The organism is Anabaena azotica SJ-1, from assembly GCF_047275885.1.
Classification (GTDB): domain Bacteria; phylum Cyanobacteriota; class Cyanobacteriia; order Cyanobacteriales; family Nostocaceae; genus Trichormus_B; species Trichormus_B azotica_A.
Genome location: NZ_CP178454.1, coordinates 5985912 through 6010298, shown reverse-complemented (window position 1 = coordinate 6010298; position 24387 = coordinate 5985912). Strand labels below are relative to the sequence as shown.

The 24387-nt window shown below is 36.4% G+C and carries 30 protein-coding genes and 1 riboswitch; of the genes, 23 read left to right on the top strand and 7 right to left on the bottom strand.

Features of this window, described 5'->3' with window-relative positions:
- Positions 1-165 precede the first annotated feature (165 nt).
- A complete protein-coding gene (locus tag ACLLO5_RS26035; protein WP_413173363.1) occupies positions 166-753 on the bottom strand; it encodes an rRNA large subunit pseudouridine synthase E in 588 nt (195 codons plus the stop codon).
- 268 nt (positions 754-1021) lie between these two features.
- Between ACLLO5_RS26035 and ACLLO5_RS26030 the strand changes: the two genes are divergently transcribed.
- From ACLLO5_RS26030 to ACLLO5_RS26010, 5 genes are all read left to right on the top strand, one after another.
- Positions 1022-2659 (top strand): alpha/beta hydrolase, encoded by a 1638-nt coding sequence (locus tag ACLLO5_RS26030; RefSeq protein ID WP_413173362.1) that lies wholly within the window; start codon positions 1022-1024, stop codon positions 2657-2659.
- 202 nt (positions 2660-2861) lie between these two features.
- Positions 2862-2958: riboswitch (TPP riboswitch) on the top strand.
- A 6-nt stretch (positions 2959-2964) separates the two neighbouring features.
- Entirely contained in the window at positions 2965-4338 is a 1374-nt protein-coding gene (gene thiC, locus ACLLO5_RS26025; protein WP_413173361.1) for a phosphomethylpyrimidine synthase, read from the top strand.
- Between the two features lie 181 nt (positions 4339-4519).
- Entirely contained in the window at positions 4520-4960 is a 441-nt protein-coding gene (locus tag ACLLO5_RS26020) for a hypothetical protein (RefSeq protein WP_413173360.1), read from the top strand.
- Between the two features lie 187 nt (positions 4961-5147).
- Entirely contained in the window at positions 5148-6053 is a 906-nt protein-coding gene (locus tag ACLLO5_RS26015) for a hypothetical protein (RefSeq protein ID WP_413173359.1), read from the top strand.
- A gap of 218 nt (positions 6054-6271) precedes the next feature.
- Positions 6272-6718: a hypothetical protein gene (locus ACLLO5_RS26010; protein ID WP_413173358.1), complete on the top strand. Its 447-nt coding sequence runs from the start codon at positions 6272-6274 to the stop codon at positions 6716-6718.
- 73 nt (positions 6719-6791) lie between these two features.
- Here ACLLO5_RS26010 and ACLLO5_RS26005 read toward each other — a convergent pair whose 3' ends face one another.
- From ACLLO5_RS26005 to ACLLO5_RS25995, 3 genes are read right to left on the bottom strand one after another with little or no spacing between them, the layout of a single operon-like run.
- Positions 6792-6956 carry a hypothetical protein gene (locus ACLLO5_RS26005; RefSeq protein ID WP_413173357.1) on the bottom strand — a complete coding sequence of 55 codons (165 nt, stop codon included), beginning with the start codon at positions 6954-6956 and terminating at the stop codon, positions 6792-6794.
- Between the two features lie 31 nt (positions 6957-6987).
- The gene (locus ACLLO5_RS26000; RefSeq protein ID WP_413173356.1) at positions 6988-7329 is read right to left on the bottom strand and encodes a DUF5615 family PIN-like protein; all 342 of its coding nucleotides are present in this window, start codon (positions 7327-7329) and stop codon (positions 6988-6990) included.
- Positions 7326-7559, bottom strand: coding sequence for a DUF433 domain-containing protein (locus ACLLO5_RS25995; RefSeq protein WP_271798201.1), 234 nt, complete (start codon positions 7557-7559; stop codon positions 7326-7328). The genes ACLLO5_RS26000 and ACLLO5_RS25995 overlap by 4 nt, the downstream gene beginning before the upstream one ends.
- Before the next feature lie 71 nt (positions 7560-7630).
- Between ACLLO5_RS25995 and ACLLO5_RS25990 the strand changes: the two genes are divergently transcribed.
- The 3 genes from ACLLO5_RS25990 (at position 7631) to ACLLO5_RS25980 (ending at position 8577) form a co-directional block, all read left to right on the top strand.
- The gene (locus ACLLO5_RS25990; RefSeq protein WP_413176197.1) at positions 7631-7735 is read left to right on the top strand and encodes a hypothetical protein; all 105 of its coding nucleotides are present in this window, start codon (positions 7631-7633) and stop codon (positions 7733-7735) included.
- A gap of 222 nt (positions 7736-7957) precedes the next feature.
- Entirely contained in the window at positions 7958-8170 is a 213-nt protein-coding gene (locus ACLLO5_RS25985) for a hypothetical protein (protein ID WP_413173355.1), read from the top strand.
- Positions 8171-8175: 5 nt separating this feature from the next.
- Positions 8176-8577, top strand: coding sequence for a hypothetical protein (locus tag ACLLO5_RS25980; protein ID WP_413173354.1), 402 nt, complete (start codon positions 8176-8178; stop codon positions 8575-8577).
- A 115-nt stretch (positions 8578-8692) separates the two neighbouring features.
- Here ACLLO5_RS25980 and ACLLO5_RS25975 read toward each other — a convergent pair whose 3' ends face one another.
- The gene (locus tag ACLLO5_RS25975; protein ID WP_413173353.1) at positions 8693-11677 is read right to left on the bottom strand and encodes an Eco57I restriction-modification methylase domain-containing protein; all 2985 of its coding nucleotides are present in this window, start codon (positions 11675-11677) and stop codon (positions 8693-8695) included.
- Positions 11678-11840: 163 nt separating this feature from the next.
- Here ACLLO5_RS25975 and ACLLO5_RS25970 point away from each other — a divergent pair, with 163 nt between their 5' ends.
- Complete coding sequence (locus ACLLO5_RS25970) at positions 11841-12248, top strand: hypothetical protein (RefSeq protein WP_413173352.1); 408 nt, start codon at positions 11841-11843, stop codon at positions 12246-12248.
- A gap of 346 nt (positions 12249-12594) precedes the next feature.
- Here ACLLO5_RS25970 and ACLLO5_RS25965 read toward each other — a convergent pair whose 3' ends face one another.
- Complete coding sequence (locus tag ACLLO5_RS25965; protein WP_413173351.1) at positions 12595-13773, bottom strand: glycosyltransferase; 1179 nt, start codon at positions 13771-13773, stop codon at positions 12595-12597.
- Between the two features lie 118 nt (positions 13774-13891).
- Here ACLLO5_RS25965 and shc point away from each other — a divergent pair, with 118 nt between their 5' ends.
- Positions 13892-15838: a squalene--hopene cyclase gene (shc, locus tag ACLLO5_RS25960; RefSeq protein WP_413173350.1), complete on the top strand. Its 1947-nt coding sequence runs from the start codon at positions 13892-13894 to the stop codon at positions 15836-15838.
- 275 nt (positions 15839-16113) lie between these two features.
- Here the strand turns inward: shc and ACLLO5_RS25955 are convergent, their stop codons facing one another.
- Positions 16114-16380, bottom strand: coding sequence for a hypothetical protein (locus tag ACLLO5_RS25955; RefSeq protein WP_413173349.1), 267 nt, complete (start codon positions 16378-16380; stop codon positions 16114-16116).
- A 1124-nt stretch (positions 16381-17504) separates the two neighbouring features.
- Between ACLLO5_RS25955 and gvpA (ACLLO5_RS25950) the strand changes: the two genes are divergently transcribed.
- The 13 genes from gvpA (ACLLO5_RS25950) (at position 17505) to ACLLO5_RS25890 (ending at position 24268) form a co-directional block, all read left to right on the top strand.
- Complete coding sequence (gene gvpA / locus ACLLO5_RS25950) at positions 17505-17732, top strand: gas vesicle structural protein GvpA (RefSeq protein ID WP_413173348.1); 228 nt, start codon at positions 17505-17507, stop codon at positions 17730-17732.
- A 101-nt stretch (positions 17733-17833) separates the two neighbouring features.
- On the top strand, positions 17834-18055 hold the full coding sequence (gvpA, locus tag ACLLO5_RS25945; protein ID WP_413173346.1) for a gas vesicle structural protein GvpA: 222 nt from the start codon (positions 17834-17836) through the stop codon (positions 18053-18055).
- Between the two features lie 110 nt (positions 18056-18165).
- Complete coding sequence (gene gvpA, locus ACLLO5_RS25940) at positions 18166-18390, top strand: gas vesicle structural protein GvpA (RefSeq protein ID WP_413173347.1); 225 nt, start codon at positions 18166-18168, stop codon at positions 18388-18390.
- Between the two features lie 105 nt (positions 18391-18495).
- The gene (gene gvpA, locus ACLLO5_RS25935) at positions 18496-18717 is read left to right on the top strand and encodes a gas vesicle structural protein GvpA (RefSeq protein WP_413173346.1); all 222 of its coding nucleotides are present in this window, start codon (positions 18496-18498) and stop codon (positions 18715-18717) included.
- 109 nt (positions 18718-18826) lie between these two features.
- Positions 18827-19054: a gas vesicle structural protein GvpA gene (gene gvpA, locus ACLLO5_RS25930; protein ID WP_413173345.1), complete on the top strand. Its 228-nt coding sequence runs from the start codon at positions 18827-18829 to the stop codon at positions 19052-19054.
- Positions 19055-19159: 105 nt separating this feature from the next.
- Positions 19160-19390: a gas vesicle structural protein GvpA gene (gene gvpA / locus ACLLO5_RS25925; protein WP_413173344.1), complete on the top strand. Its 231-nt coding sequence runs from the start codon at positions 19160-19162 to the stop codon at positions 19388-19390.
- A gap of 105 nt (positions 19391-19495) precedes the next feature.
- On the top strand, positions 19496-19711 hold the full coding sequence (gvpA, locus tag ACLLO5_RS25920) for a gas vesicle structural protein GvpA (protein WP_045871251.1): 216 nt from the start codon (positions 19496-19498) through the stop codon (positions 19709-19711).
- Positions 19712-19775: 64 nt separating this feature from the next.
- Positions 19776-20477: a gas vesicle protein GvpC gene (gene gvpC / locus ACLLO5_RS25915; RefSeq protein ID WP_413173343.1), complete on the top strand. Its 702-nt coding sequence runs from the start codon at positions 19776-19778 to the stop codon at positions 20475-20477.
- A gap of 329 nt (positions 20478-20806) precedes the next feature.
- Positions 20807-22009: a gas vesicle protein GvpN gene (gene gvpN, locus ACLLO5_RS25910; RefSeq protein ID WP_413173342.1), complete on the top strand. Its 1203-nt coding sequence runs from the start codon at positions 20807-20809 to the stop codon at positions 22007-22009.
- A 6-nt stretch (positions 22010-22015) separates the two neighbouring features.
- Positions 22016-22462: a gas vesicle protein GvpJ gene (gvpJ, locus tag ACLLO5_RS25905; RefSeq protein ID WP_413173341.1), complete on the top strand. Its 447-nt coding sequence runs from the start codon at positions 22016-22018 to the stop codon at positions 22460-22462.
- A 103-nt stretch (positions 22463-22565) separates the two neighbouring features.
- Complete coding sequence (locus ACLLO5_RS25900) at positions 22566-23039, top strand: gas vesicle protein K (protein ID WP_413173340.1); 474 nt, start codon at positions 22566-22568, stop codon at positions 23037-23039.
- A gap of 60 nt (positions 23040-23099) precedes the next feature.
- The gene (locus ACLLO5_RS25895; RefSeq protein WP_413173339.1) at positions 23100-23840 is read left to right on the top strand and encodes a GvpL/GvpF family gas vesicle protein; all 741 of its coding nucleotides are present in this window, start codon (positions 23100-23102) and stop codon (positions 23838-23840) included.
- 98 nt (positions 23841-23938) lie between these two features.
- The gene (locus ACLLO5_RS25890) at positions 23939-24268 is read left to right on the top strand and encodes a gas vesicle protein GvpG (protein WP_413173338.1); all 330 of its coding nucleotides are present in this window, start codon (positions 23939-23941) and stop codon (positions 24266-24268) included.
- Positions 24269-24387: the final 119 nt, after the last annotated feature.

The following is a 24387-nucleotide window of genomic DNA, read 5'->3' as shown; positions in this document are numbered from 1 at the left end:
CTACAACCAGCTTGAGGAGCTAGTACCGCTTCGCGGAAGTCAAAAGTCAAAAGTCAAGAGTCAAAATTAAGACAGCATAGAATCCTCGGAGATTTAGATTGGTTAGTTTATTTACACCGTGCTGTACTAGATAAATTTGTGATTTACTGATAGTCGCTAGACGACTTAAGTCCGAGACTTTTGCAAAACTTGGATTTCTGGGGGTGTGAGGTAGCGCCATTCACCTGGTTGCAGACCATTTAATTGTAGGTTAGCGATACTGACCCGAATTAATCGCAAAGTCGGAAACCCTACCGCAGCAGTCATACGCCGCACCTGACGGTTTTTTCCTTCTGTGAGAGTCATTTCCAGCCAAGCTGTAGGAATATTTTTTCTAAATCTAATTGGGGGATTGCGATCGCTAACCGTAGGTGCTTCTAAAAATAGCTTAACTTGAGCAGGACGAGTTTGGTAATTTTGAATTTCTACCCCTGTGCATAACTTATTGATAGTCTCTGGATCAGGAATACGTTCTACCTGTACCCAGTAGGTGCGTTTATGCCCAAACTGCGGGTTAGCGAGACGGTGCTGTAATTGTCCATTGTTTGTTAATAACATTAACCCTTCACTATCCCAATCTAAACGCCCCACTGGATAGATTTCAGGAATATCAATATAGTCTTTAAGGGTAATGTGTTTAGGAGATTCTTGAGTAAATTGACTCAGAACTCCATAGGGTTTATGAAAGATAATATACTTAAAGATATTAGTCATTGGATTTTGGATTTTGGATTTTGGATTGACCCCACGGATAAAACCGGGAGCTTGTACCATCAAGGAATTATGGATCAATAATGATATTTTTTGCCCAAAATGCCTAAAAAACAGCTAACAGTCAAATTTTAGTCCCTGTGGGGAGAAAGTTGACAAATGTGATTTTAGTTTATGATGCTAATAACCCAGTGCCAACTCATCCCAAACAGGCGTGGGAAAGATTTCAAAAAAGTATCCGTCCGACATTATCCGGTTAAGAGGGTGTTTAATGGCTGATCTCATAACTAAACGGGTAGTTTGGACTAAATTAGCTTGCAGGGTTTTGAGTATAGGTTTATTACCTGCATTCACAGCTTATCCTGTTTTAAGTGCAGAGCGATTAACCCTTTCTTACGGTATTTTAGAGCAATCTATACCAATTAATTCTCTGGAAAAATATGCTAAAACAGGCAAAATAGATGATGATTTAGCGGTATATACTAAATATGCCAACAAAAAACAACTAACTCAACTGCGGAAAGTTTTACTAACTACTATTCCCCTCAATATTGTCAATGTTTCCCAATTTCTTTATACACCAATTGGTGAGGAATTATTGAAAAAATTGGGAGAAATTATTCAAACAGAATCTCGTTTATCCGGGTTCTATGCAATTCGAGCCGCAGTCATTTTAGCAGCCGCTGAACAAAAGAATTTTACGCTTTTAAATGTTTTACGCCAATTTCCCACAAGCTCAATTGCAATTGATTTAGATCGGGGTTTAGAAATTGCAGATAAATTGCAGAATTTAGTAAATCAAACCCAAAATGCAGTAGCACTTATTAACCAAAAATCCCAACTAAAAGCAACCACATCTAATCTGACTTCTGTGCTTTTAGCAGATATCAAAAAACCGGGAAATTTTACTTGGCAAAAACAAACTATTGTTCTTAATGACCAATCTCGCCACCGCACTTTTCCCGCTGATATTTATCTACCCAATGTCTCAAATCCGCGTTCAGTCATTGTCATCTCCCACGGACTTGGTTCTGATAGAAGCAGTTTTGCTTATCTGGCTGAACATCTTGCCCAATCAGGCTTTGTAGTTGCTGTTCCAGAGCATCCTGGTAGTAATGCAGAACAACTAAAAGCTCTATTGTCAGGAACAGCACAGACAATAACAAGCCCCAGAGAATTGATTGATAGACCATTGGATGTGAAGTATTTGTTAGATGAACTAACTCGTTTATCTAAAAATAATCCAGTATTTCAAGGGCGATTAAATTTACAACAAATAGGAGTTATAGGACAATCATTTGGTGGCTACACAGCTTTAGCATTAGCAGGTGCAAAGATTAATTTTGAGCAATTAAAAAAAGATTGCCCAGATATAAAAAAAACACTAAATATTTCGCTCTTACTTCAATGCTTGGCGATAAATTTACCAAATGTAGAATACAATTTATCCGATCCAAGAGTTAAAGCAATAATCGCAATTAACCCTGTTAATAGCAGTATTATGGGGGAAGCTAGTCTCAGCCAAATTAAAATTCCAGTGATGATTATATCTGGCAGTGGTGACACTATTGCTCCAGCTTTGCCAGAACAAATTATACCATTTACCTGGTTAACCACACCAAATAAGTATTTAGTGCTAATCAATGGTGGTACACACTTTTCTACTATTGCAGAATCACCGGATGCAGTTTTACCTGTTCCTACACAGGTAATCGGTTCAAGCCCCGCATTGGCAAGCAGTTACGTTAAAGATTTAAGTGTGCCTTTTTTGCAAACCTATGTCGCTGAACAGCAGAGTTACCTGCCTTACTTGAGTGCAGATTACGTTAATACTATTAGTAAGCGATCGCTACCATTGAGTTTAGTTCAATCTCTGACTCTAGAGCAACTGCAAGAAGCATTTAAATAATTCGTAATTCGTAAAGAGCGATGCCTGTGGAACGCCTGGCGATCGCACTTACCATAATATTCAACTAGAATAGATGCGATCGAGTCTCTAACCTCAATCCCCAGTTTTATGACTCTTGCTAAATTCCGAAACTACAGCTTAACCCAGAATCCTCACGATTTATAACGCTCCGCCCCCATCCAAAACCAAAATGCTACAATCTACACCATGCTAGGGGTGCCTGCACAACAAGGCTGAGAACAAACCCTTAACACCTGAGTCTGGGTAATACCAGCGGAGGGAAGCTGTATATTGAGGATTGTAATATGCGTACAGAATGGGTAGCCAAGCGACGTGGACAAAGCAACGTATCGCAAATGCACTACGCCCGTCAGGGTGTGATCACCGAAGAAATGCACTACGTAGCCAAGCGGGAAAGTCTTCCTGCTGAACTTATCCGCGAAGAAGTGGCACGGGGAAGGATGATTATCCCTGCTAATATTAATCACACTAACTTAGAACCGATGGCGATCGGTATCGCTTCTAAATGTAAAGTAAATGCCAATATCGGCGCTTCTCCCAACTCTTCCAACCTGCAAGAAGAAGTCGATAAACTAAACTTAGCAGTAAAATATGGTGCAGATACCGTCATGGACTTGTCCACAGGTGGCGGTAATTTAGACGAAATTCGCACCGCAATTATCAACGCCTCACCTGTTCCCATTGGCACAGTTCCAGTTTACCAAGCTTTAGAAAGCGTTCACGGCACAATTGAAAATCTCACCGCTGACGACTTTCTCCACATCATCGAAAAACACGCCCAGCAAGGGGTAGACTATCAAACCATCCATGCAGGAATTTTGATAGAACATTTACCTTTAGTCAGAAACCGGATTACAGGGATTGTCTCTCGCGGTGGCGGAATTTTGGCGCGGTGGATGTTGCATCACCACAAACAAAACCCCCTGTATACCCATTTCAACGACATCATTGAGATTTTTAAAAGATATGATGTTTCCTTCAGTTTAGGCGACTCCCTGCGCCCAGGATGTACCCATGATGCTTCAGATGAAGCCCAGTTAGCGGAACTGAAAACTCTGGGAAATCTCACCCGCAAAGCTTGGGAACATGATGTCCAGGTAATGGTAGAAGGTCCGGGTCACGTACCCATGGATCAAATTGAGTTCAACGTCCGCAAGCAAATGGAAGAGTGTTCAGAAGCACCATTCTATGTTCTCGGTCCTTTAGTAACAGATATTGCTCCTGGTTACGACCATATTACCTCAGCTATTGGCGCAGCAATGGCGGGATGGTATGGGACAGCGATGTTGTGTTATGTGACACCTAAAGAACATTTAGGTTTACCTGATGCTGAAGATGTGCGAAATGGCTTAATTGCTTATAAAATTGCCGCTCATGCAGCGGATATTGCTAGACATCGTCCTGGTGCTAGAGATAGAGATGATGAACTTTCAAAAGCTCGATATAATTTCGATTGGAATCGTCAATTTGAGTTATCTTTAGACCCAGAAAGAGCGAAGGAATATCACGACGAAACTTTACCAGCAGATATCTATAAAACCGCTGAATTCTGTTCAATGTGTGGACCAAAATTCTGTCCAATGCAGACTAAAGTTGATGCTGATGCATTGACTGAGTTGGAGAAGTTTTTAGCAAAAGAACCTGTAGCACAAGTTTAAACACTGAACAACACAATCCCCGATTTCTTCAAGAAGCCGGGGATTTCAAATATAAAATCATATAAAAATATTTTCTTACTTTAATAACTTGTCAATTTAATGACCAATTTGCAAAAAATATTTACCTGATATATTATTAGAACTGGGTAATTTCAAGCATAATAACTGTAACAATAGAATCATGCAACTAACAAAATACGTGGCAGCAATCACAATTTCGGCACTGTCTATATTTTCAACACCCGTCATTGCTCAAACAGACAAAGAAGACTGGACAAATTTTGGTAAAGTTCATAGCGGTGAAATACTAAAACTCAACGAAAAAAGTGTTAAGTTTGAGACTATCCTGGTTGATGATACTCTCAACAATCAAGATGGATTCTACAACGATAATGATAAGTTTCCCAAAATCAGAGTTGTTGTATTTGAATACAGTATTAATAATAAAAAAAGAATTGCATACACCAAATCTTGTAACTCTGGAAACTTGACCGCTAATCCATACTGGAAGACCTATACTTCTTTGATAGACAATTGGCCTCAATATTTTCGGGTTGATGTTGACAACGTTGCCAACCAAAAAATGTTACAACGAGTTTGTACTTTAAGTCTGGAAAAGTAAAAATTAATGGCTCTACCGTACTTGTTATACTAAATTAACAGTCTGTAAGAGGGAACGGGGAACAGGGAAAAGAGGCAATATTTTACAATAATTTTAAAAAATATGCCTCATTTCTGATAGAGATTGTTTTTGCTAGATTTTTCATATTAAACACTGAATAACCAAATCAATTAGAAGATGCGAAGTAATGACTCGTCAATCTCATGACCAATTCGCAAAAGAATATTTAGAGGAATTATTAACACCTCTAGGAACAATCAAAAAAAGCGAAAAGGTTAAAAGCGAAGTTCAAGAAATTGATGTTTGGTTTGAACCATTTCCTTCTCAACCTCAAGATAATCTACCTTTAGGTTTATTAGGGAAGATGGCAAAAACTCAATGTTTAATTGAGCCTTTTCGCAACCCACCATCAGAAATCGAAATTCGCAGTTGTTTACTCAAATTATATGCTGTTCATGGCGATGTAGTCAGGAAAGCAAAACGAGAAAACAAAAATATTGCAGAATCAGAATTACCGATTTTATGGATTTTAACACCAACTTTTTCATCTCGGATGATTGCGGGTTTAGGTGCAACTGAAATTGTAGAAGATTGGGTTCAAGGTGTTTATTTTCTGCCGAATATTTTGAAAACAGCAATAGTGGTGATTCATCAATTACCAGAAAATGAAGACACTTTATGGTTGAGAGTTTTGGGGAAAGGAGGAACGCAGAAAAGAGCAGTAGAGGAGTTAACTGAGTTACCAGACAATAACCCTTTCCGAGAAAATTTGTTAGAAATTTTAGCGGACTGGCGCAAGAATTTAGAATTGAGAGATAATTTAAGTAGGGAAGAAGAGGAAGTAATTATGAACTTATCACCGGCTTATTTACAACAAATAGAAGAATGGAAGCAAGAAGGTAAGTTAGAAGCAGAACTTTATTTGATAACTTCTCTTCTGGAAGGGCGTTTTGGTAGTTTAGATGCTGAGTTATCTGGTGTTGTGGAAAAGATTGCTAAATTTCCCATTTCTGAACGCACTCAGTTACTGCTTTCTTTGGGTAATTTATCCCGTGAGGAGTTGTTGCAAAGATTGAGTAATGAGGAAGTTTAGGGTAGAATATTTTTTGGCAGTTTGAGGAGATTTCCCAAACTGCTAATTTTTGTTTGATGCTGATGCTTTGACTGAGTTGGAAAAGTTTTTAGCGAAAGAACCTGTAGCACAAGGTTAAGATCATTCTTGTTAAATATCGTTACTGGTTTGAATCTGCTAACGATGTTCCATTACTAGTATCGGAGCAATAATATTTACTAATCAAAGTAGGAACAAAAATGTCATCTGAAATAAATAATATTAAGCCCAGGGAGTTGAAAGAAAAAATAGAACAGTATAAAAATTCATACGAAGCTCGTTTTAAGCGGAATCAGTATACGAATAATTTCATAATAGGCGCTTCAATTGTATTAACTATTTTGATTGCTATTACTGGTACTAGTCCCACATTTAAAGACTCACAAAATCCTTGGGCAAATCCTTTAGGTGTAAGTGCTGCGGCATGGTTAGGTCTAATATCTACAGCACTACTTAGCATTCAAAAACTTTATAATGTTCAGGAGAAAATAGCTTTTTATCCAGCCTATATTGTCCAAGCTGAGGAGTTACTCGAAGATTTTGATGAAGTTAAAACTGATGAGGATTTGCAAAAAATTAGAGACAGATTCAGAAAAATGCGCGCTGACGAAGCAACTAAACGTCCTATAGAAAATTATCCGAGTTAATGAGACTGTCAGTGTGTTCGTTTGTTTTTTTGAGGGGTGATTTCGTACTTGAGATTCTGTATTCTCTCATTATTTAGAAAATATAGTGAGATTTTGAGGAGTGCGATCGCTTATAGTGTGACTTTGGGGAGTGCGATCGCTTGTGGGATGATTTTGGGAAGTGCGATCGCTTGAAGTGAGATGTAGGGAGTGCGATCGCTTGTAGTGTGGTTTTGGAGAGAGCGATAGCGAAGCGCACCGAAGGTATCGCTTTGAAATAAAGTAATTATTTACCTACTATTACTGATTTCCACAATCATTTCTCCCTGGCGTAATTGTTCCAGCGCATCAGTTAGGGTAATACTCAAAAGTTGACGCAAATTACGATTAGTAACATTCCCACAAGTCAGCCACAGAATTTGAGGAGGTGTACCCAACCGACAAACTAAGTCAACGAAATCACTGTCTTTCGTCATGATGATGACATTGGCGATTCTTGCCGCTTCAAAAATTTCTATATCTTTAGCATCACGCAACCCAATATCTTTTAATGAAAAGGCTTCTATAGCAAAAGTATTTGTTACCCAACTTGCCAATGTCGGGGGTAACTGTGCATCAATCCAAATCTTCATGCTGTTAACCGTACAAAATCAGTCCGTCTTGCAGCAAACACCAAACAAGCTTGGATATCTTCTGGTTCTAAATCAGGAAAATCTTCTAAAATTTCGCTAACCGTGACATTTTCCGCTAACATTTCTAAAATATCACTGACTCTAATTCTCATACCTCGAATGCAAGGACGACCCCCACATTGACCAGGAATTTGTGTAATGCGAGTCAATAATTCATTCATTGAGTTAATTCATTATTGGACTATAAAACAATAGTTTACCATAATGGCGATCGCAACGCGTGACCTAGTATGATCTTTGGATAGCAGCAACAGCTATTCAACACAATCTCACTCTCGTTTCTGCTGATAGCGATTTTAGGCGTATTCATCAAGTACAGCCTTTTTCTCTGGAATCATGGGTATAGGTTGACTCTACTTTAAGAAACAGCTTGGAGAAAATGAGCGATTCCTTCTTGTAAGACGGGTAATTTTGGGGAGTGCGATCGCGAAGCTGACCGAAGGTATCGCTTATATAGTGAGATTTTAGGAAGTGCGATCGCGAAGCGCACTGAAGGTATCGCTATTAGATAAAATAGAATAAGGTAGTTTTGACTCTGATATCTCTTAGAAACATCGAGCAGCAAAATATGACACTAACAGATTTACTCCCATCAATTCGACAACTTTCAGCGCCAGAAAAACTCAAATTAATTCGCATCCTTGCAGAAGAGTTAGATTCTGATGAAGATATTTCTCCATTAGAACCCTTCAAAACATATCACCTACCAACGCCTTATAACAGCTTCGGTGCTGGAGAAATTCTCATGGAAGCACTAAATCAATCAGTTGCTAATGATTAAAGTTTATGCGGTTTAAGTATTCAACAAGCCACCCCAGCCAAAATGAATTTGATAGTTTACCAAGAGTTCCATTAATTTTACGTCGAGGAGATCAAATAGTAGAAGCACTTGGTTTAGTAGATAGTGGTGCGACTATCAATGTTTTACCTTATGAAATGGGGCTTCAATTAGGTGGGGTGTGGGATGAAAGCAAAGCCATTATCCAATTAGCAGGTAATATCAGTCAAGCAGCAATCCCATTTTTCGCAAATGCTGAAATAGGTGAATTTCCCTCAGTTAGATTGGCTTTTGCATGGGTGAGTAAACCAAATGCACCCTTAATTTTGGGACAAACTAACTTTTTTATGGAATTTGATGTTTCTTTCTATCGTTCCCAACTGGAATTTGAGATTAAACCTAAATCGTAGTAAAATAACCTCTATGTCCTGCAAGAGCTTAAAGAGCAAGCCTTTCAACTACCTGAGAGCGATCGCTTGTGGTTTAATTTTGGGAAGTGCGATAAAATTTAAATATATTGGTTATTTAATTTGTTGTACTTTCTACAATTTTAATCTCCCTTGCTGTTAATCCATAAAGTTGATAAACTAGTTGATCTATTTCTTGTTCTACAACTGTCGTATCTGTATTGGATTTATTTTGTTTTATAGCCAGGATTTGCATAACTTTTTCAACTACATCATTAAAAATAGCCTCTTGTTTAGGAAAAATAATTGGTAAATTATCCACTTCATAACCATTAACATTACTACTTGTACTCCTGGCTTTAAATATCCAATTCATTAAACGAGAGTTGAGCAAACCTAATAAAAATATTCTTTGGTTATCATTATTGCATATAATATAATTACAAGAATTAGCAAGGTACATTTCACCTGCTACAATTGTACACTTCAATCTTCTGCGTTCATTGATACCCGTCAGACCTTGAAGAATAATTCTGGGTTGTTGAGCATGAATTAATTTTTCTCCATTATATAATTGTTTAAAAGTGACAATGTTTAAATATTGAATAATTCCTTGACTGATTTCTGCATTCTTATTTTTGAGGATGTATCTATCAATTTGAACTCCTTTGACCAAAGTTTGATCATCTGGATTGTTTGTAATTGCTGTTTTACCGAATGTCATATCAACTTCACCTGTAAGACAAGGTGATATATTTTTTAACTTAATTACTTGGGGGTTTTCATAACATTTACACAATAATTCGAAAGAAATAGAATCTAATAAGGGTATTTGTAGTAATTCCTCGTCTAGTTGATTTAGTTGGTTAAAAGTTAATTTGGTTCTATTATTTAATTGAATATTTTTTTCATACGATATTCCCAGACTGAATTTTTTAGTAATTAATCCTTTCTGAGTGAGAATAATTGTTGTTGACATTTTCACATCTTCAAAAATTCTCTTTTTGATGTTGTCTCTTTCTGGAAAAGCATCAATTAATATAATTGAATTTTCAGCCAATAAATATCTTCTGGTATTGTAAGAAGTTATATCAGTCAGTATTCCCATAGGAATAATCATAGAGATAAAACCTTTTGGTTTCGATATTTTTATACCTAAACAGTAAAATACTTTATAAGCATTAATGACACCTCCTTTTGTTTGCGGATATTCTCTTTTTATTAATTCTATGGCTTGATTTTCAGTAGTCAGAGCAATTTTTTGATTTTGCTGTTTATTAAATAATCCATAAGGTGGATTTCCAATTACTACATCAAATCCAATAAAATCTCCTTCATTATTTAGCACTTCAGGAAATTCAAAACGCCATTCAAAAGCATTTTGATAAATCTGTCCACTTTCTATTTCTTCAATTTCAGCAGAAAGTTGATGAATTTCTTTTTCTAACCGTTGGTGCTTTTTTTGATAAAGCTGTTTTTCAGCATCACTTTCTACAAAAAGAGATATTTGATTATCTAAATCTTCCATTTCTCCCTTTTTTTGTTTCAGCTTAATTTGTGTAGGTGCAAAATTACTCATCTCTGTGCGAATATTCTCTTTAATATCATTTATTAATTTTGCCATTGTGTGCTTTTGTTCTTTAGTTTCAGCACAGCGATATCTTTTTACAGCATTTCGGTAGTTTTCAATAATCCATTGATTTTTTTTCAAAATCGGACGAAAATCCCAATCTAAAGGAAACCGACTTATTAACGAGTTTCCGCACCTGATATTAATATCAATATTATGTAAGATTCCTAATTGAGTATAATGACTTTGTTCTGTATAGTAGGCATTTTTTAAAATCTCCATCCACAACCGCAATTGACAAATATTGACAGAGTTAAAATTTATATCTACACCAAATAAACAATTTTCAATAATTGTCTGCTTTTCATGAAAAAGCGTTTTCTGTATATGTTGACTTTCTGGATTTTGGGGTTGATATTCAAATAATTGACCATTATAATCAAGAATAATTAATTCATCATTTTTTATTTCTATATGATAATTTTTTAATGTCTTATATTTGGTGTTGAATAAAATTTTAAGCTCACTTTTGATCACAATAATTTCATTCAAAGCTGAAACTAAAAAATGTCCTGTTCCTACGGCTGGGTCACAAATTTTTAAACTATTAATAATGTCATTAGCCTCTTTTTTATTTTCGATTTTTTCATATAATTGTTGAATATCTTGACAATTCCAACCTTTAATTTGATTAAATTTTTGTATAATTGCTCTACGAATAGTTTCACGACACATATACATGGTAATAAAACTAGGAGTAAAGAAAGAAGCATCTTTATAATTATTGAGTTTTTCAAAAATTAATCCCAGAACAGAAGCATTAATCAATGTTTGATTTTCTGTTTGTATTTCTTCTGTACCTCGATTGTTAAAATCATAAGCATTGAGAAATTCAAAAATATACTCTAGTGGGTTTATTTCTTCAGTGCGTTTATTACCATTGTTATCTTTAAGAACAGTTGTAGGAGATATAGATAGCTTTTTATCAATATTTAAGCTGCTGATTGTAATAGTTAATTTTTCAAGATGTGTGATTTCAAAAAATGAACTATTTAAGTAAGGGATGTGATCAAAAATACTTTTAAAATTTTCGTTACCCTTGGTTGATTGAGAATTTAAAGTTTTCAAAAAAAGGTGGTTTAATTCGTGAAAGTTTCGTATTTTTTGCCAGCTTAGAATCTTTAAGTCTGTGCTATTTTTGTGATATTTTAAAAGTTGACATTCGATAAATTTTAAAAAAAGAATTCTATTAATCCAAGTAATTATTAATTCTAAAGCAATCTGAAATATTTGTTCTTGGTAGGTATCACCAAACTGGTAAAGGTTTTCTAATCTGCTAATTTTTTCTAAAAATTCTGGTTGAGTAAGGGTATTTTCAATCAATGAACCTGAATAACGTTCGCTTTCTTTTTTACGCCTAATTATTTTTTTACCACTTTCCTGAATTTCGGTTAAACCAATTATGTGTAGTAATTCACTGTAAAATTTTTTATTCAGGCTGTTATTATCATTTTCTGTAAAAATTCCATACACATGATTTCCCCTTATTTTTCTATCGCTAGGCTACAGGAATCAATATATCTATGCTACTGTAGCCATGACAATCCTAACTCATTTGTAAAAAAATCTTGAAACAAGTTGATACTTTTGATCAAATACTCGTAAAATTATCTCTGAAGATGAATATATAAAAAACATGATCCGGTTTGTTTTGACAGGGATTTTGCTGTTATTAGTTACAGCTTGTACTAGTTTAGCATTGCTACCAACTTATGATTTAGTGCAGAAAGGAATTGCGCTGCAATTAGAACAAACCCAACAGGAACTTCAGCAAAAGGTGGATTTAGATTTTCAAAAATTTGCTATTCAGGGAATATCAATTACTCAACAGCAGCCTTTGACTATTGGTAATTTACCTGCTTATCATGTCCAAGGAACTTATAATTTAATTGTTAAATTACCAAACCGAGAAATATCTCAGCCGCAAAAACCTTTTGATATTTATTTGCAAATTCAACGAGAAGGGAAAAGTTGGCGTTTGCTACTACCGAAAAAAACGGATAATAATACCCCATCAATTTGGCATAGTTATCTGATTCTTTAGTAGAACAAATTCCCTTTAAGGTAAAATCGATAACCCGACTGGGAATGAATTCTGAATTCTGAATTCCCAGTCTAATAGCAAAAGTCATCTAAAGATGACTAAAAATACCAAGAAATTGATAGTTTACTTTAGTAAACTTTAGCTATTAGCCATGAAATGAATTTCATGACGGGTGTGGAAGCTAACAGATAAGGCATTTTTCGGTTAAATTGACACTATTACATACTGTCATATTCCCCAAGAATTAGTATTTCTGATTTCACTAATTTTCAGCGATAAAAAGAGTTTGAGGTGTTGACTTTTGATTAAATATTTGCTATCATGGAGTCGATAAGAAAGAACTATCTTAATTTTGATAAACTCTGCCCTTCCAAGCACCTCCTCTTCCTTGCCAATGACGATTAGCAGAGTCTAAAGTCATCAAGGTATACAGGAAGGCAATTATGGGTAAACAAAATGCTAACCAAGGGCTGCATTTGTAAAAACGGATGATAGGAAAATATGCGAATGTCATTAATAGCCAGGTTAATAAACCTGTGAGAGTAATTAGCAAATTTCCTAATATCAAACCTAAGATAATTCCCATGACTGGAAGTATATAAACTAAGGTCATTCCTAACAAGCTGCCTGCTAATAACAAGGGTGAATAATTTAGTTGTGTGTAGGCGGTACGGGCTACCATATTCCAGATAGGATCTAGGGAATTATAAGGACGTAAACTATAAGTTAATGCACTTAATCCTAACCAAATTTTTCCTTGATTAGATTTAACGGCTTTTGCTAAAGAACAATCATCAATTAAAGCTTGGCGAATAACTTGGAGTCCTCCAATGTTGTTGAGAGTTTCGCGCCGAATTAAAATACAACCACCAGCCGCTGCGGCAGTAGTTTTTTTAGAGTTATTTACCCAACGAAAAGGGTAGAGTTTTTGGAAAAAAAATACAAAAGCAGGTATTAATAATTGTTCCCAAAAATTTTGACACCGCAGTCGAACCATGATCGATACTAAATCTAAATTCTCTGCTTCAGCTTTGGCAATTAATCGGCGCAGATTACTAAGATCATGTTCTATATCTGCATCGGTAAGCAAAAAATAATCGGGTTGAAATTGACTGGCTTTTTGTAAACCTTGTTCCATTGCCCAGAGTTTACCAGTCCAACCAGTAGGCAAATCTACACTGGAGACTATATGCAATTGAGGGAGTTTGTCTACTGCGTAAGCTACTCCCTGGGCGAAATTTGCTGTACCATCTGTACTTTGATCATCGACCAAAAAGACTTGGAAATTACCAGGATAGTCTTGAAGAAGAAGCGATCGCAAACTAATAGGGATAACATCAGCTTCATTCCGCGCTGGAACTACCACACACACAGTAGGTAGTGATTGTTTTGTAGAGGGTTTGGATACAACCTCTGTACTCGTTTCTAACTGCTGATCAACCTGCCAAAACTGTCCCCAAAACAAAATTAAAAATAACCATATTGCTAAAGATAAAATCATCAACCCCAACAAAACTTCTACCATGACCCTTGCAAATTCTCACTAACTCAGACAAAATACATTGTCTGTTAATTTTGGGAAAGAATGTCTTCTACCCACGGTTATGTTCTTAATTATTATTTGGTGCTGAGGTAAATAATTTATGCAAACACAAGACAGGGGCAAAGTCAAGCAAATTACAGAAGCGATCGCAGCTAGTCAACAACATCTGTTGTCAATTCAAAAACCAGATGGTTACTGGTGGGCGGAATTAGAATCCAATGTCACCATCACCTCTGAAGCTGTACTGCTGCATAAAATTTGGGGAACAGACAAAACTCGACCTTTGCATAAAGTAGAAACCTATCTGCGATCGCAACAACGAGAACATGGCGGCTGGGAACTAGCCTATGGAGATGGTGGAGAACTCAGCACAACCGTAGAAGCCTACATGGCCTTGCGGTTATTAGGTGTACCCATCACAGATCCCGCCCTAATTCGCGCTAAAACTTTGATACTTGAAAAAGGTGGAATTAGCAAAACCCGCATTTTCACCAAATTACATCTGGCCTTAATAGGTTGCTACAATTGGCGCGGACTTCCATCATTACCACCTTGGGTAATGCTACTACCCAATAATTTCCCCTTCAATATTTATGAACTTTCTAGCTGGGCGCGTTCTAGCACAGTTCCATTATTAATCGTCTTTGACAAAAAACCAGTTTTTGAAATTGATAACCCTATCAATTTAGATGAATTATATGCAGAAGGTGTAAATAATGTCAGATGGAAACTACCCACAAATGGTGATTGGTCAGATATATTCAACATCCTGGATGATGGGTTTAAATTAGCAGAAAATTTAAACTTTTTACCTTTTAGACAAGAAGGCATCAAAGCCGCAGAAAAATGGATTTTAGAACGTCAAGAAGCCACCGGTGATTGGGGGGGAATAATTCCCGCCATGTTAAATTCTCTGTTAGCTTTAAAGTGTTTAGATTATGATGCTAACGACCCAATTATATATCGTGGTTTAAAAGCAGTAGATAATTTTGCCATTGAAACAGAAAATAGTTACTGTGTTCAACCTTGTGTTTCTCCCGTATGGGATACAGCTTGGGCAATTCGCGCCCTCATTGATTCAGGTTTAGCACCAGATCATCCCGAAATAATCAAAGCTGGAGAATGGTTAATAGAAAAACAAATTCTTGATTATGGTGATTGGTCAGTAAAAAATCCTCAAGGAAAACCCGGCGCTTGGGCATTTGAATTTGACAACCGCTTTTATCCCGATGTTGATGATTCTGCTGTAGTTGTCATGGCTTTGCATCAAGCCAAATTACCCAATGAAGCACTGAAAAAACAAGCTATGAATCGTGCTTTAAATTGGATAGCATCAATGCAGTGTCAACCAGGAGGATGGGCAGCTTTTGATATTGATAATGATCAAGAATGGCTCAATTCCATACCCTATGGCGATTTGAAAGCCATGATTGACCCCAATACAGCCGATGTCACCGCTAGAGTATTAGAAATGTTGGGGGCTTGTAACTTATCAATTCAACCACATAAATTAGAAAAATCATTAGCATATCTTCTTAATGAACAAGAAACAGAAGGTTGTTGGTTTGGACGTTGGGGCGTAAATTACATCTATGGAACTAGCGGCGTTTTATCAGCTTTAGCTTTAATCAATCCCCAAAAATATCGCACCAACATAGAACAAGGTGCCACCTGGTTAATCAAAGTTCAAAACCCTGATGGTGGTTGGGGAGAAACTTGTTTTAGTTACAACGATCCCAATCTCAAAGGCAAAGGAGACAGCACCCCATCCCAAACCGCTTGGGCATTAATCGGACTCATAGCAGCAAATGAAGCACTCGGTAAAATACCTATTGATAGCATTGAAAAAGGGATTAATTACCTCTTAGAAACCCAAAGATCAGATGGTACTTGGGATGAATCTTACTTTACAGGAACTGGTTTTCCTTGTCACTTCTATCTCAAGTATCATCTCTATCAACAATACTTTCCTTTAATTGCTTTGGGGCGGTATAAAGCAACTAAAGTAAGAATTCAGGAATCAGGAGTCAGGAGTCACAATGTTTGAGAAATTGGTTAATTATCTAATACCTGAATACTTACCAAGTAAAAAATGAAATTGCATCCAAAAATTATCAGAAAATAGGCTGAAAACCCCGGAATAAAACCTAAAAACTCTAAAAAATTTTAGGGTTTCATGTTTTTAAACCGGGGATATCCATAAAGCATTGTGGGGATTTTCCCCGTTGTAACAACTGCCGTCAAAAATTCCATTTTGTCAGCAAAATCTTTTTTGTAACCCAACCAAATTGAGTTAATCAACAGCTTTGAAACTTTTGCAACTCAACCTTCTTTAACTCGATTTTCAAATTCTTTGCACATCTTTTCGACTACATCAAGAGCAGACTGATAAATATCATTATGCTCCTCTTTTATCCAAGCTAAAAGCCCTGCTATTTGAGCATTCCGTAAATCTAAGTCTGTCTGAAAAATGATTGATGTTGCCATCGCTTGAGCGTATTGGGGTGGATGTCCTTGCTTAATTAAAGCATCCATGAGGGCAGCTAATGCTTGCTGTGGCACTGAAGCAGGAGAACCTTCTATCAACATAATTTTTGGCAAAAATAATTAGATAAATCATCCTAAGTTATTTAACTAAATAGTTGTATTCGTATTATTGCTTAATTTCACAGCACACACTCAACTAATCTTTGGTATATCAACCTTGTGGCAGACATAGAGACACTTTATAGAGATCGGCTGTTTAGATTTTTATGCTTCTCCATCACAATTTAGCTGAAAACCGGAGCTTCATCACATAAGTATCATGATGGCGATCGCAGATAAGTGGTGAAAAAATGTTAAGATTAAGAACCCAATATTTACGTAAGTATCCTCAACAAAATCTCCGTGTAAATTGGGTAATGCAATTCCTCATCAGAAGACAATTCAACTAACTTAATCATCTTGGATCACCAAATCCACTCAAACCCATGCAGGGCAAAGAAAAGCTGCCATATACCTAAAAAACCGTTAACCAAAGATAAATGCTATCAAAGTCTTTTAAAATAAGGGTTTTATCCTATTTATAAATATGTGTATTTTTTTATTATTTGTATCTAGTTGTAAATTATTTGTTTACTATTGTAAAGTATTGTATATTATTTGTATAATGATTACAAGTTATATATATTTTAGGCAACAAATAGAAAAGGTTTGCTGATTTAGGAAAAATCTCATCCTGGTATTCACGCAAAGTTATTAAGTGGTATTGTCAGTATACATTGGGTGAAGAAATCAGTAATGCAGAGGCAATTAAACGGAGACAAAAAAAAATTAATTTCCGCATAAATTCAAGTCTATATTTCCCTGTTTACTGTATTACTGAACTTTAATTTTTTGCCATTAAAACTATTTACAAGCCTGAAAATCAATGTTATTTGTAGAGAAGGTTAAGCCAAGTGCATAACCTCAACTATCTTGCATCTGGTTCATACCTCCAGCAAGCTACGCTAACAGAATAAAATTCTGGGACTACACAAATTTAAACTCAACCTAATTAAAGAGAAATCTTGATTGAGTGGAACCAACTAAAACTAATAGTTTGAAATCCACATAGATTAGTTTTTTTGTGCAGCCGAAAATTGCTAAAGTTTGCGAGATGTATATTATCAATTGCCTAGTGCAAGATATAAGTCAATCGTCAAATCAACAATGAGTTCAGGTATAAAATCATGGCAGTCGAAAAAACTAATTCTTCCTCCAGCTTGGCAGAAGTTATTGATAGAATCCTAGACAAAGGTATCGTAGTAGATGCTTGGGTTCGTGTTTCTTTAGTGGGTATCGAATTACTAGCAATTGAAGCTCGAATCGTGATTGCGTCCGTAGAAACCTACCTGAAATATGCAGAAGCTGTAGGTCTGACTCAATCCGCTGCGATATTTAAATTTTTAAGTAGATAACCAAATAGCAGAATAACTATACAAATATTAATTGGGAAGATTATTCTGCTCTCGCTTCCAGTGCAAAAATAATCAACAACAACGAGTTAAGGTGTAATCCAATGGCAGTCGAAAAAACTAATTCTTCCTCCAGCTTGGCAGAAGTTATTGATAGAATCCTAGACAAAGGTATCGTAGTAGATGCTTGGGTTCGTGTTTCTTTAGTGGGTATCGAATTACTAGCAATTGAAGCTCGAATCGTGATTGCGTCCGTAGAAACCTACCTGAAATATGCAGAAGCTGTAGGTCTGACTCAATCCGCTGCGATATTGCTTAATTTTTAAGTAGATAACCAAATAGCAGAATAACTAGACAAATGCTAATTGTGAAGATTATTCTGCTCTCACTTCCAGTCCAAAAACAATCAACAACAACGAGTTAAAGGTGTAATCCAATGGCAGTCGAAAAAACTAATTCTTCCTCCAGCTTGGCAGAAGTTATTGATAGAATCCTAGACAAAGGTATCGTAGTAGATGCTTGGGTTCGTGTTTCTTTAGTGGGTATCGAATTACTAGCAATTGAAGCTCGAATCGTGATTGCGTCTGTAGAAACCTACCTGAAATATGCAGAAGCTGTAGGTCTGACTCAATCCGCTGCGATCTGCTTAATTTTTAAGTAGATAAACACATAGCAGAATAACTAGACAAATGCTAATTGTGAAGATTATTCTGCTCTCACTTCCAGTTCAAAAACAATCAACAACAACGAGTTAAGGTGTAATCCAATGGCAGTCGAAAAAACTAATTCCTCCTCCAGCTTGGCAGAAGTTATTGATAGAATCCTAGACAAAGGTATCGTAGTAGATGCTTGGGTTCGTGTTTCTTTAGTGGGTATCGAATTACTAGCAATTGAAGCTCGAATCGTGATTGCGTCTGTAGAAACCTACCTGAAATATGCAGAAGCTGTAGGTCTGACTCAATCCGCTGCGATACTGCTTAATTTTTAAGTAGATAACCAAATAGCAGAATAACTAGACAAATGCTAATTGTGAAGATTATTCTGCTCTCACTTCCAGTTCAAAAATAATCAACAACAACGAGTTAAGGTGTAATCCAATGGCAGTCGAAAAAACTAATTCCTCCTCCAGCTTGGCAGAAGTTATTGATAGAATCCTAGACAAAGGTATCGTAGTAGATGCTTGGGTTCGTGTTTCTTTAGTGGGTATCGAATTACTAGCAATTGAAGCTCGAATCGTGATTGCGTCTGTAGAAACCTACCTGAAATATGCAGAAGCTGTAGGTCTGACTCAATCCGCTGCGATGCTTCGCTTAATTTTTAAGTAGATAACCAAATAGCAGAATAACTAGACAAATGCTAATTGTGAAGATTATTCTGCTCTCACTTCCAGTTCAAAAACAATCAACAACAACGAGTTAAGGTGTAATCCAATGGCAGTCGAAAAAACTAATTCCTCCTCCAGCTTGGCAGAAGTTATTGATAGAATCCTAGACAAAGGTATCGTAGTAGATGCTTGGGTTCGTGTTTCTTTAGTGGGTATCGAATTACTAGCAATTGAAGCTCGAATCGTGATTGCGTCTGTAGAAACCTACCTGAAATATGCAGAAGCTGTAGGTCTGACTCAATCCGCTGCGATGCCTATGCTTAATTTTTTTAAGTAGATAAACACATAGCAGAATAACTAGACAAATGCTAATTGTGAAGATTATTCTGCTCTCACTTCCAGTTCAAAAACAATCAACAACAACGAGTTAAGGTGTAATCCAATGGCAGTCGAAAAAACTAATTCCTCCTCCAGCTTGGCAGAAGTTATTGATAGAATCCTAGACAAAGGTATCGTAGTAGATGCTTGGGTTCGTGTTTCTTTAGTGGGTATCGAATTACTAGCAATTGAAGCTCGAATCGTGATTGCATCTGTAGAAACCTACCTGAAATATGCAGAAGCTGTAGGTCTGACTCAATCCGCTGCGGTACCTGCTTAATTCCTAAGTAGATTGATTCCAGAAATTCTTTCAACTACATTCACTGAGTAAAAAATTCCAGTGAATGTTGTTAATACCAGCTTATTATTTTCAGGAGAACTTCATGACGGCTTTAATGGTAAGAATCCGGCAGGAGAATCACTCAATATTTGAGGAAGTAAATAAATTCCTGTCTGCGACAAAAAGCAATAGACTTGTTCAATCCAAAGAACAAACACAACAACTGCATCAATTCCAGCAACAACTTGAGCAACAAGTTAGTAACTTCTTAGCAGATGCTGCCAAAGAACGTATTTCTCACACTAAAGAACAAGCAAAAAAATTGCATCAGTTTCAGCAGCAACTTGAGCAACAAGTTAGTAACTTCTTAGCAGATGCTGCCAAAGAACGCATTGCTCACACTAACGAACAAGCAAAAAAATTACATCAGTTTCAGCAACAACTTAAGCAACAGACTGATGAGTTTTTAGCAAATACTGCCAAAGAACGCATTGCTCACACTAACGAACAAGCACGACAACTGCATGAGTTCCACCAGCAACTTGAGCAAAACAGTGATGATTTCTTAGCCAATACTAGCAAGGAAAGGATTGCTCAAGCTAAAGAGCAAGCAAGACAATTGTTTGAGTTCCATCAGCAACTTGAGCAGCAAGGTGATGATTTCTTAGCAAATACTGCCAAAGAACGCATTGCACAAGCTAAAGGACAGAAGCAATATCTGCGTCAATTCCGTCAGGATTTATTTGTGAGTGTTTTTGGTGTATAGAGCCTTGAATTAATACTTGCAATCAACAGAGTTCATCTGTTGGAGTATTAGTCTGTATAGTAAAGCCCCCTTATCTAATAGTTGCAAAACTATGAAGATCAGGGGGTGAATAATAAATTCAACAATGAGTTGTGGCGTGAAACATTGGTAGTCAACGTTCAGACTGTAGCAAAGCTAAGACCAATAGCTATTTTAGAATTAACTGGACTACAGTCTATCTAACGAGGCTCTCCGCTTCATGCACTAATAGGTTTATTATACCACATTGAATCACAAAAAACAGCATTTTCTAGTTTTTTTCCAATTTATTTTCTAACCATCTTGAAATTATGACTGTTATCAATATGAATCAGAAAAGAGCAGTTCTTCGTGTTCGTCCAGGGCAGTTTGTGGTGACACCTGCTATTGAAAAAGTAGCTTTTCGGGCGCTACGTTATCTCCAATCAGGATTTCCTATTCACTTACGTGGGCCAGCTGGAACGGGGAAAACAACTTTAGCTCTGCACTTAGCCCACTGTCTCAATAGACCTGTGATGTTACTGTTTGGAGATGATGAATTTAAGAGTTCGGATTTGATTGGTAGTGAGTCTGGTTACACTCACAAAAAATTGATGGACAATTACATTCACAATGTTGTGAAAGTTGAAGACGAATTCAGACAGAATTGGGTTGATTCTCGATTAACTTTAGCTTGTCGGGAAGGTTTTACTTTAGTATATGATGAATTTAACCGTTCACGACCTGAAGTTAATAATGTTTTGCTTTCGGCCTTAGAAGAAAAAATTCTCAGTCTTCCTCCTAGTAGTAATCAGCCAGAATATCTGAATGTCAATCCCCAGTTTCGGGCTATTTTTACCTCCAATCCAGAAGAATATTGCGGAGTTCACTCCACACAAGATGCTTTGATGGATCGATTGGTAACTATTAATATGCCAGAACCCGATGAGTTAACTCAAACGGAGATATTAATTCAGAAAACCAATATAGATCGAGAATCTGCTCACTTTATTGTGCATTTAGTTAAATCATTTCGTATGGCTACAGGGGCTGAGAAAACTTCTGGCTTGCGGTCTTGTTTGATGATTTCTAAAGTTTGTGCAGATAATGATATTCTCGCAACACCAGAAAATTCAGTGTTTCAGGATATCGCTATGGATATTCTGTTCAATCGCACTCATTTATCTATCAGCGAATGTACAACTATCTTGCTAGATTTGCTGCAACAAACTGCTTCAAAAACATCCCAGTTATTAAGTGATATTGTTAAATTGGATGAAGTTTATTTGAGCGACGATTTCCAATTCAGTGATTCCCCAACAGAAGTATCTCAAACCAACTCAGAGTTAGACAATATAGTTCCTTTTGAGAAGGAAGTTTATAATTACTTACTTCAGGAAAAAAGTGAAGGTCTAGCTGGTCTTCAAAAAGCCTTGCATCTAGAACGTAACATAATATCAAATGCTCTTCGTTCTTTAGAGCAAAAATGTTTGATCAACAAAATTAATCGACTTTATACTATTCAAGAGGTCTAATCGTTCGTGACTTCTACCCCAATACTACCAACACGTCCTCAGACAAACTCAAGTCGAACTATTAACACATCTACCCAAGGTTCGACTTTAGCAGATATTCTCGAAAGAGTTTTAGATAAAGGTATTGTTATTGCTGGTGACATTTCTGTATCTATCGCCTCTACCGAACTTCTACATATTCGGATTCGCTTGTTAATTTCTTCCGTTGATAAAGCTAAAGAGATGGGTATTAATTGGTGGGAAAATGATCCTTATCTCAGCAGCAAGGCACAACTTTTAATTGAAGAAAATCAACAACTCCAACATCGTTTAGAAAGTTTAGAGGCGCAGATAAATTTCCTGAAATCTGCTATAGAAGAAGAAAAAATTCCCGTAGACAATACGGAAGATAGTTTTGATCAAATTGATCAAAAAAGTATTCCATTATCCATAGATTCGCCTCTTGATGTCTAAGTTAATTACAATTTAGGAGTTATCCACATTTTAAGAAAAACTGGAACTCCTGAAATTTACACTATTGCATGGCATTAGAAAAATTAAAATTTTAGGTGAAATCATGGAAATGGTTCGCAGTCCAGTTGATCACTCCAAAAATTTACTACCCACTGCTTCTAAATCTAACAGTGAAGCGGGTTTAGCTCCTTTACTTTTGACTGTACTGGAATTGGTACGTCAGTTAATGGAAGCTCAAGTAATTCGGCGGATGGAACAGGAATGCCTCGATGAGTTTGAGTTAGATCGAGCAGCTGATAGTTTACAAAAATTGGAAGAACAAATTTTACATTTATGTCAGATATTTGATATTAACCCAACTGACTTAAATGTAAATTTAGGAGATTTTGGTACTCTTTTACCACCTCCTGGTTCTTATTACCCTGGGGAAACTAGTAATAGTCCTTCGATTTTAGAATTACTTGATCGGCTTTTAAATACGGGAATTGTTGTAGACGGTGAAATAGATATAGGTATAGCTCAATTGGATCTTATTCACGCTAAATTACATTTAGTTTTGACTTCAAGACCCATTTAATCCTCTTCGGTCAAGGTTTATCAGTCGTTAAATTCAATTAATTTAATGTGTTTGCAGCTTATGAATACTGGTCTTTATTTGTACGGCATTTTTCCTGAATCAATTTCTGCTCCTATTGAACTTAAAGGATTGGATGGACAATCTGTTCAGAGTCAACTAGTTGATGGATTTACTTTCTTATATTCAGATGCGTGTCAAGAAAAATATTTAGCTTCCCGCCGCAATTTATTAACTCATGAAAAAGTTTTAGAACAAACAATGCATCTGGGATTTCATACTCTTCTTCCTTTGCAGTTTGGATTAGTTGTCAAGGATTGGGAAGCAATTAATACACAATTGATCCAACCATATAAGGAGCAATTGCGAGATTTATTCCAAAAATTGGCAGGACAAAGAGAGGTAAGTATTAAGATTCTTTGGGATACTAAGTCTGAGTTGCAAGCGATGATGGAATCTAATCCAGATTTGAAACAGCAGCGCGACAACATGGAAGGTAAAAAGTTAAGTATGGAAGAGGTGATTGGAATAGGGCAATTAATTGAAAGTAATTTGCTGACTCGCAAAGAAAATGTAATTCAAGTTTTTTGTAATGAGTTAAATCCTTTAGCGAAAGAGGTTGTAGAAAGTGAACCAATGATGGAAGAAATGATATATAATGCTGCATTTCTAATTCCTTGGGAAAGCGAATCTGCATTTAGCGATCGCGTGGAAGCCATTGACCAAAAATTTGGCGATCGCTTACGTATTCGTTATAACAATTTTACCGCTCCCTACACATTTGCACAGCTTGCTGCATCATAGCCAACCAAATTTTTTTTAGAAGGAAACCTGTTGATAGAGAGCAAGTTTCCTTCCCTTGCAAAATCATTTCACCAATAAATTCAATAGGAATTATTACTATGTTGATGAAAGCTTTACTCTTACCAATCATGGGACCAATTAGCGGAGTCGTATGGATTGCCGAGCAAATTCAAGAGCGTACCAATACTGAATTTGATGCTCAAGAAAATTTGCATAAAAGATTATTAAGTTTGCAACTTGCTTTCGATATTGGCGAACTTAGTGAAGAAGAATTCGAGATTCAAGAAGAAGAAATTCTTTTAAAAATTCAAGCTTTGGAAGAACAAGCCCGCATAGAAGCTGAAGCCGAAGAAGATGAATACTATGAACAAGAACCTCAATTTACATCAGAAGTTGAAAAAGATAAACATCTAGTCCTATTACCTTAAGGTTGCCCAGGTGCATGGATTTTGATTTATTTACCAAACTCCTGATGTTTAATAACTATTTCCTCAATTGGATAGTGTTTTTCCGCAAAAACTCAGCTTTAAATAACCTTGAAAAAGAT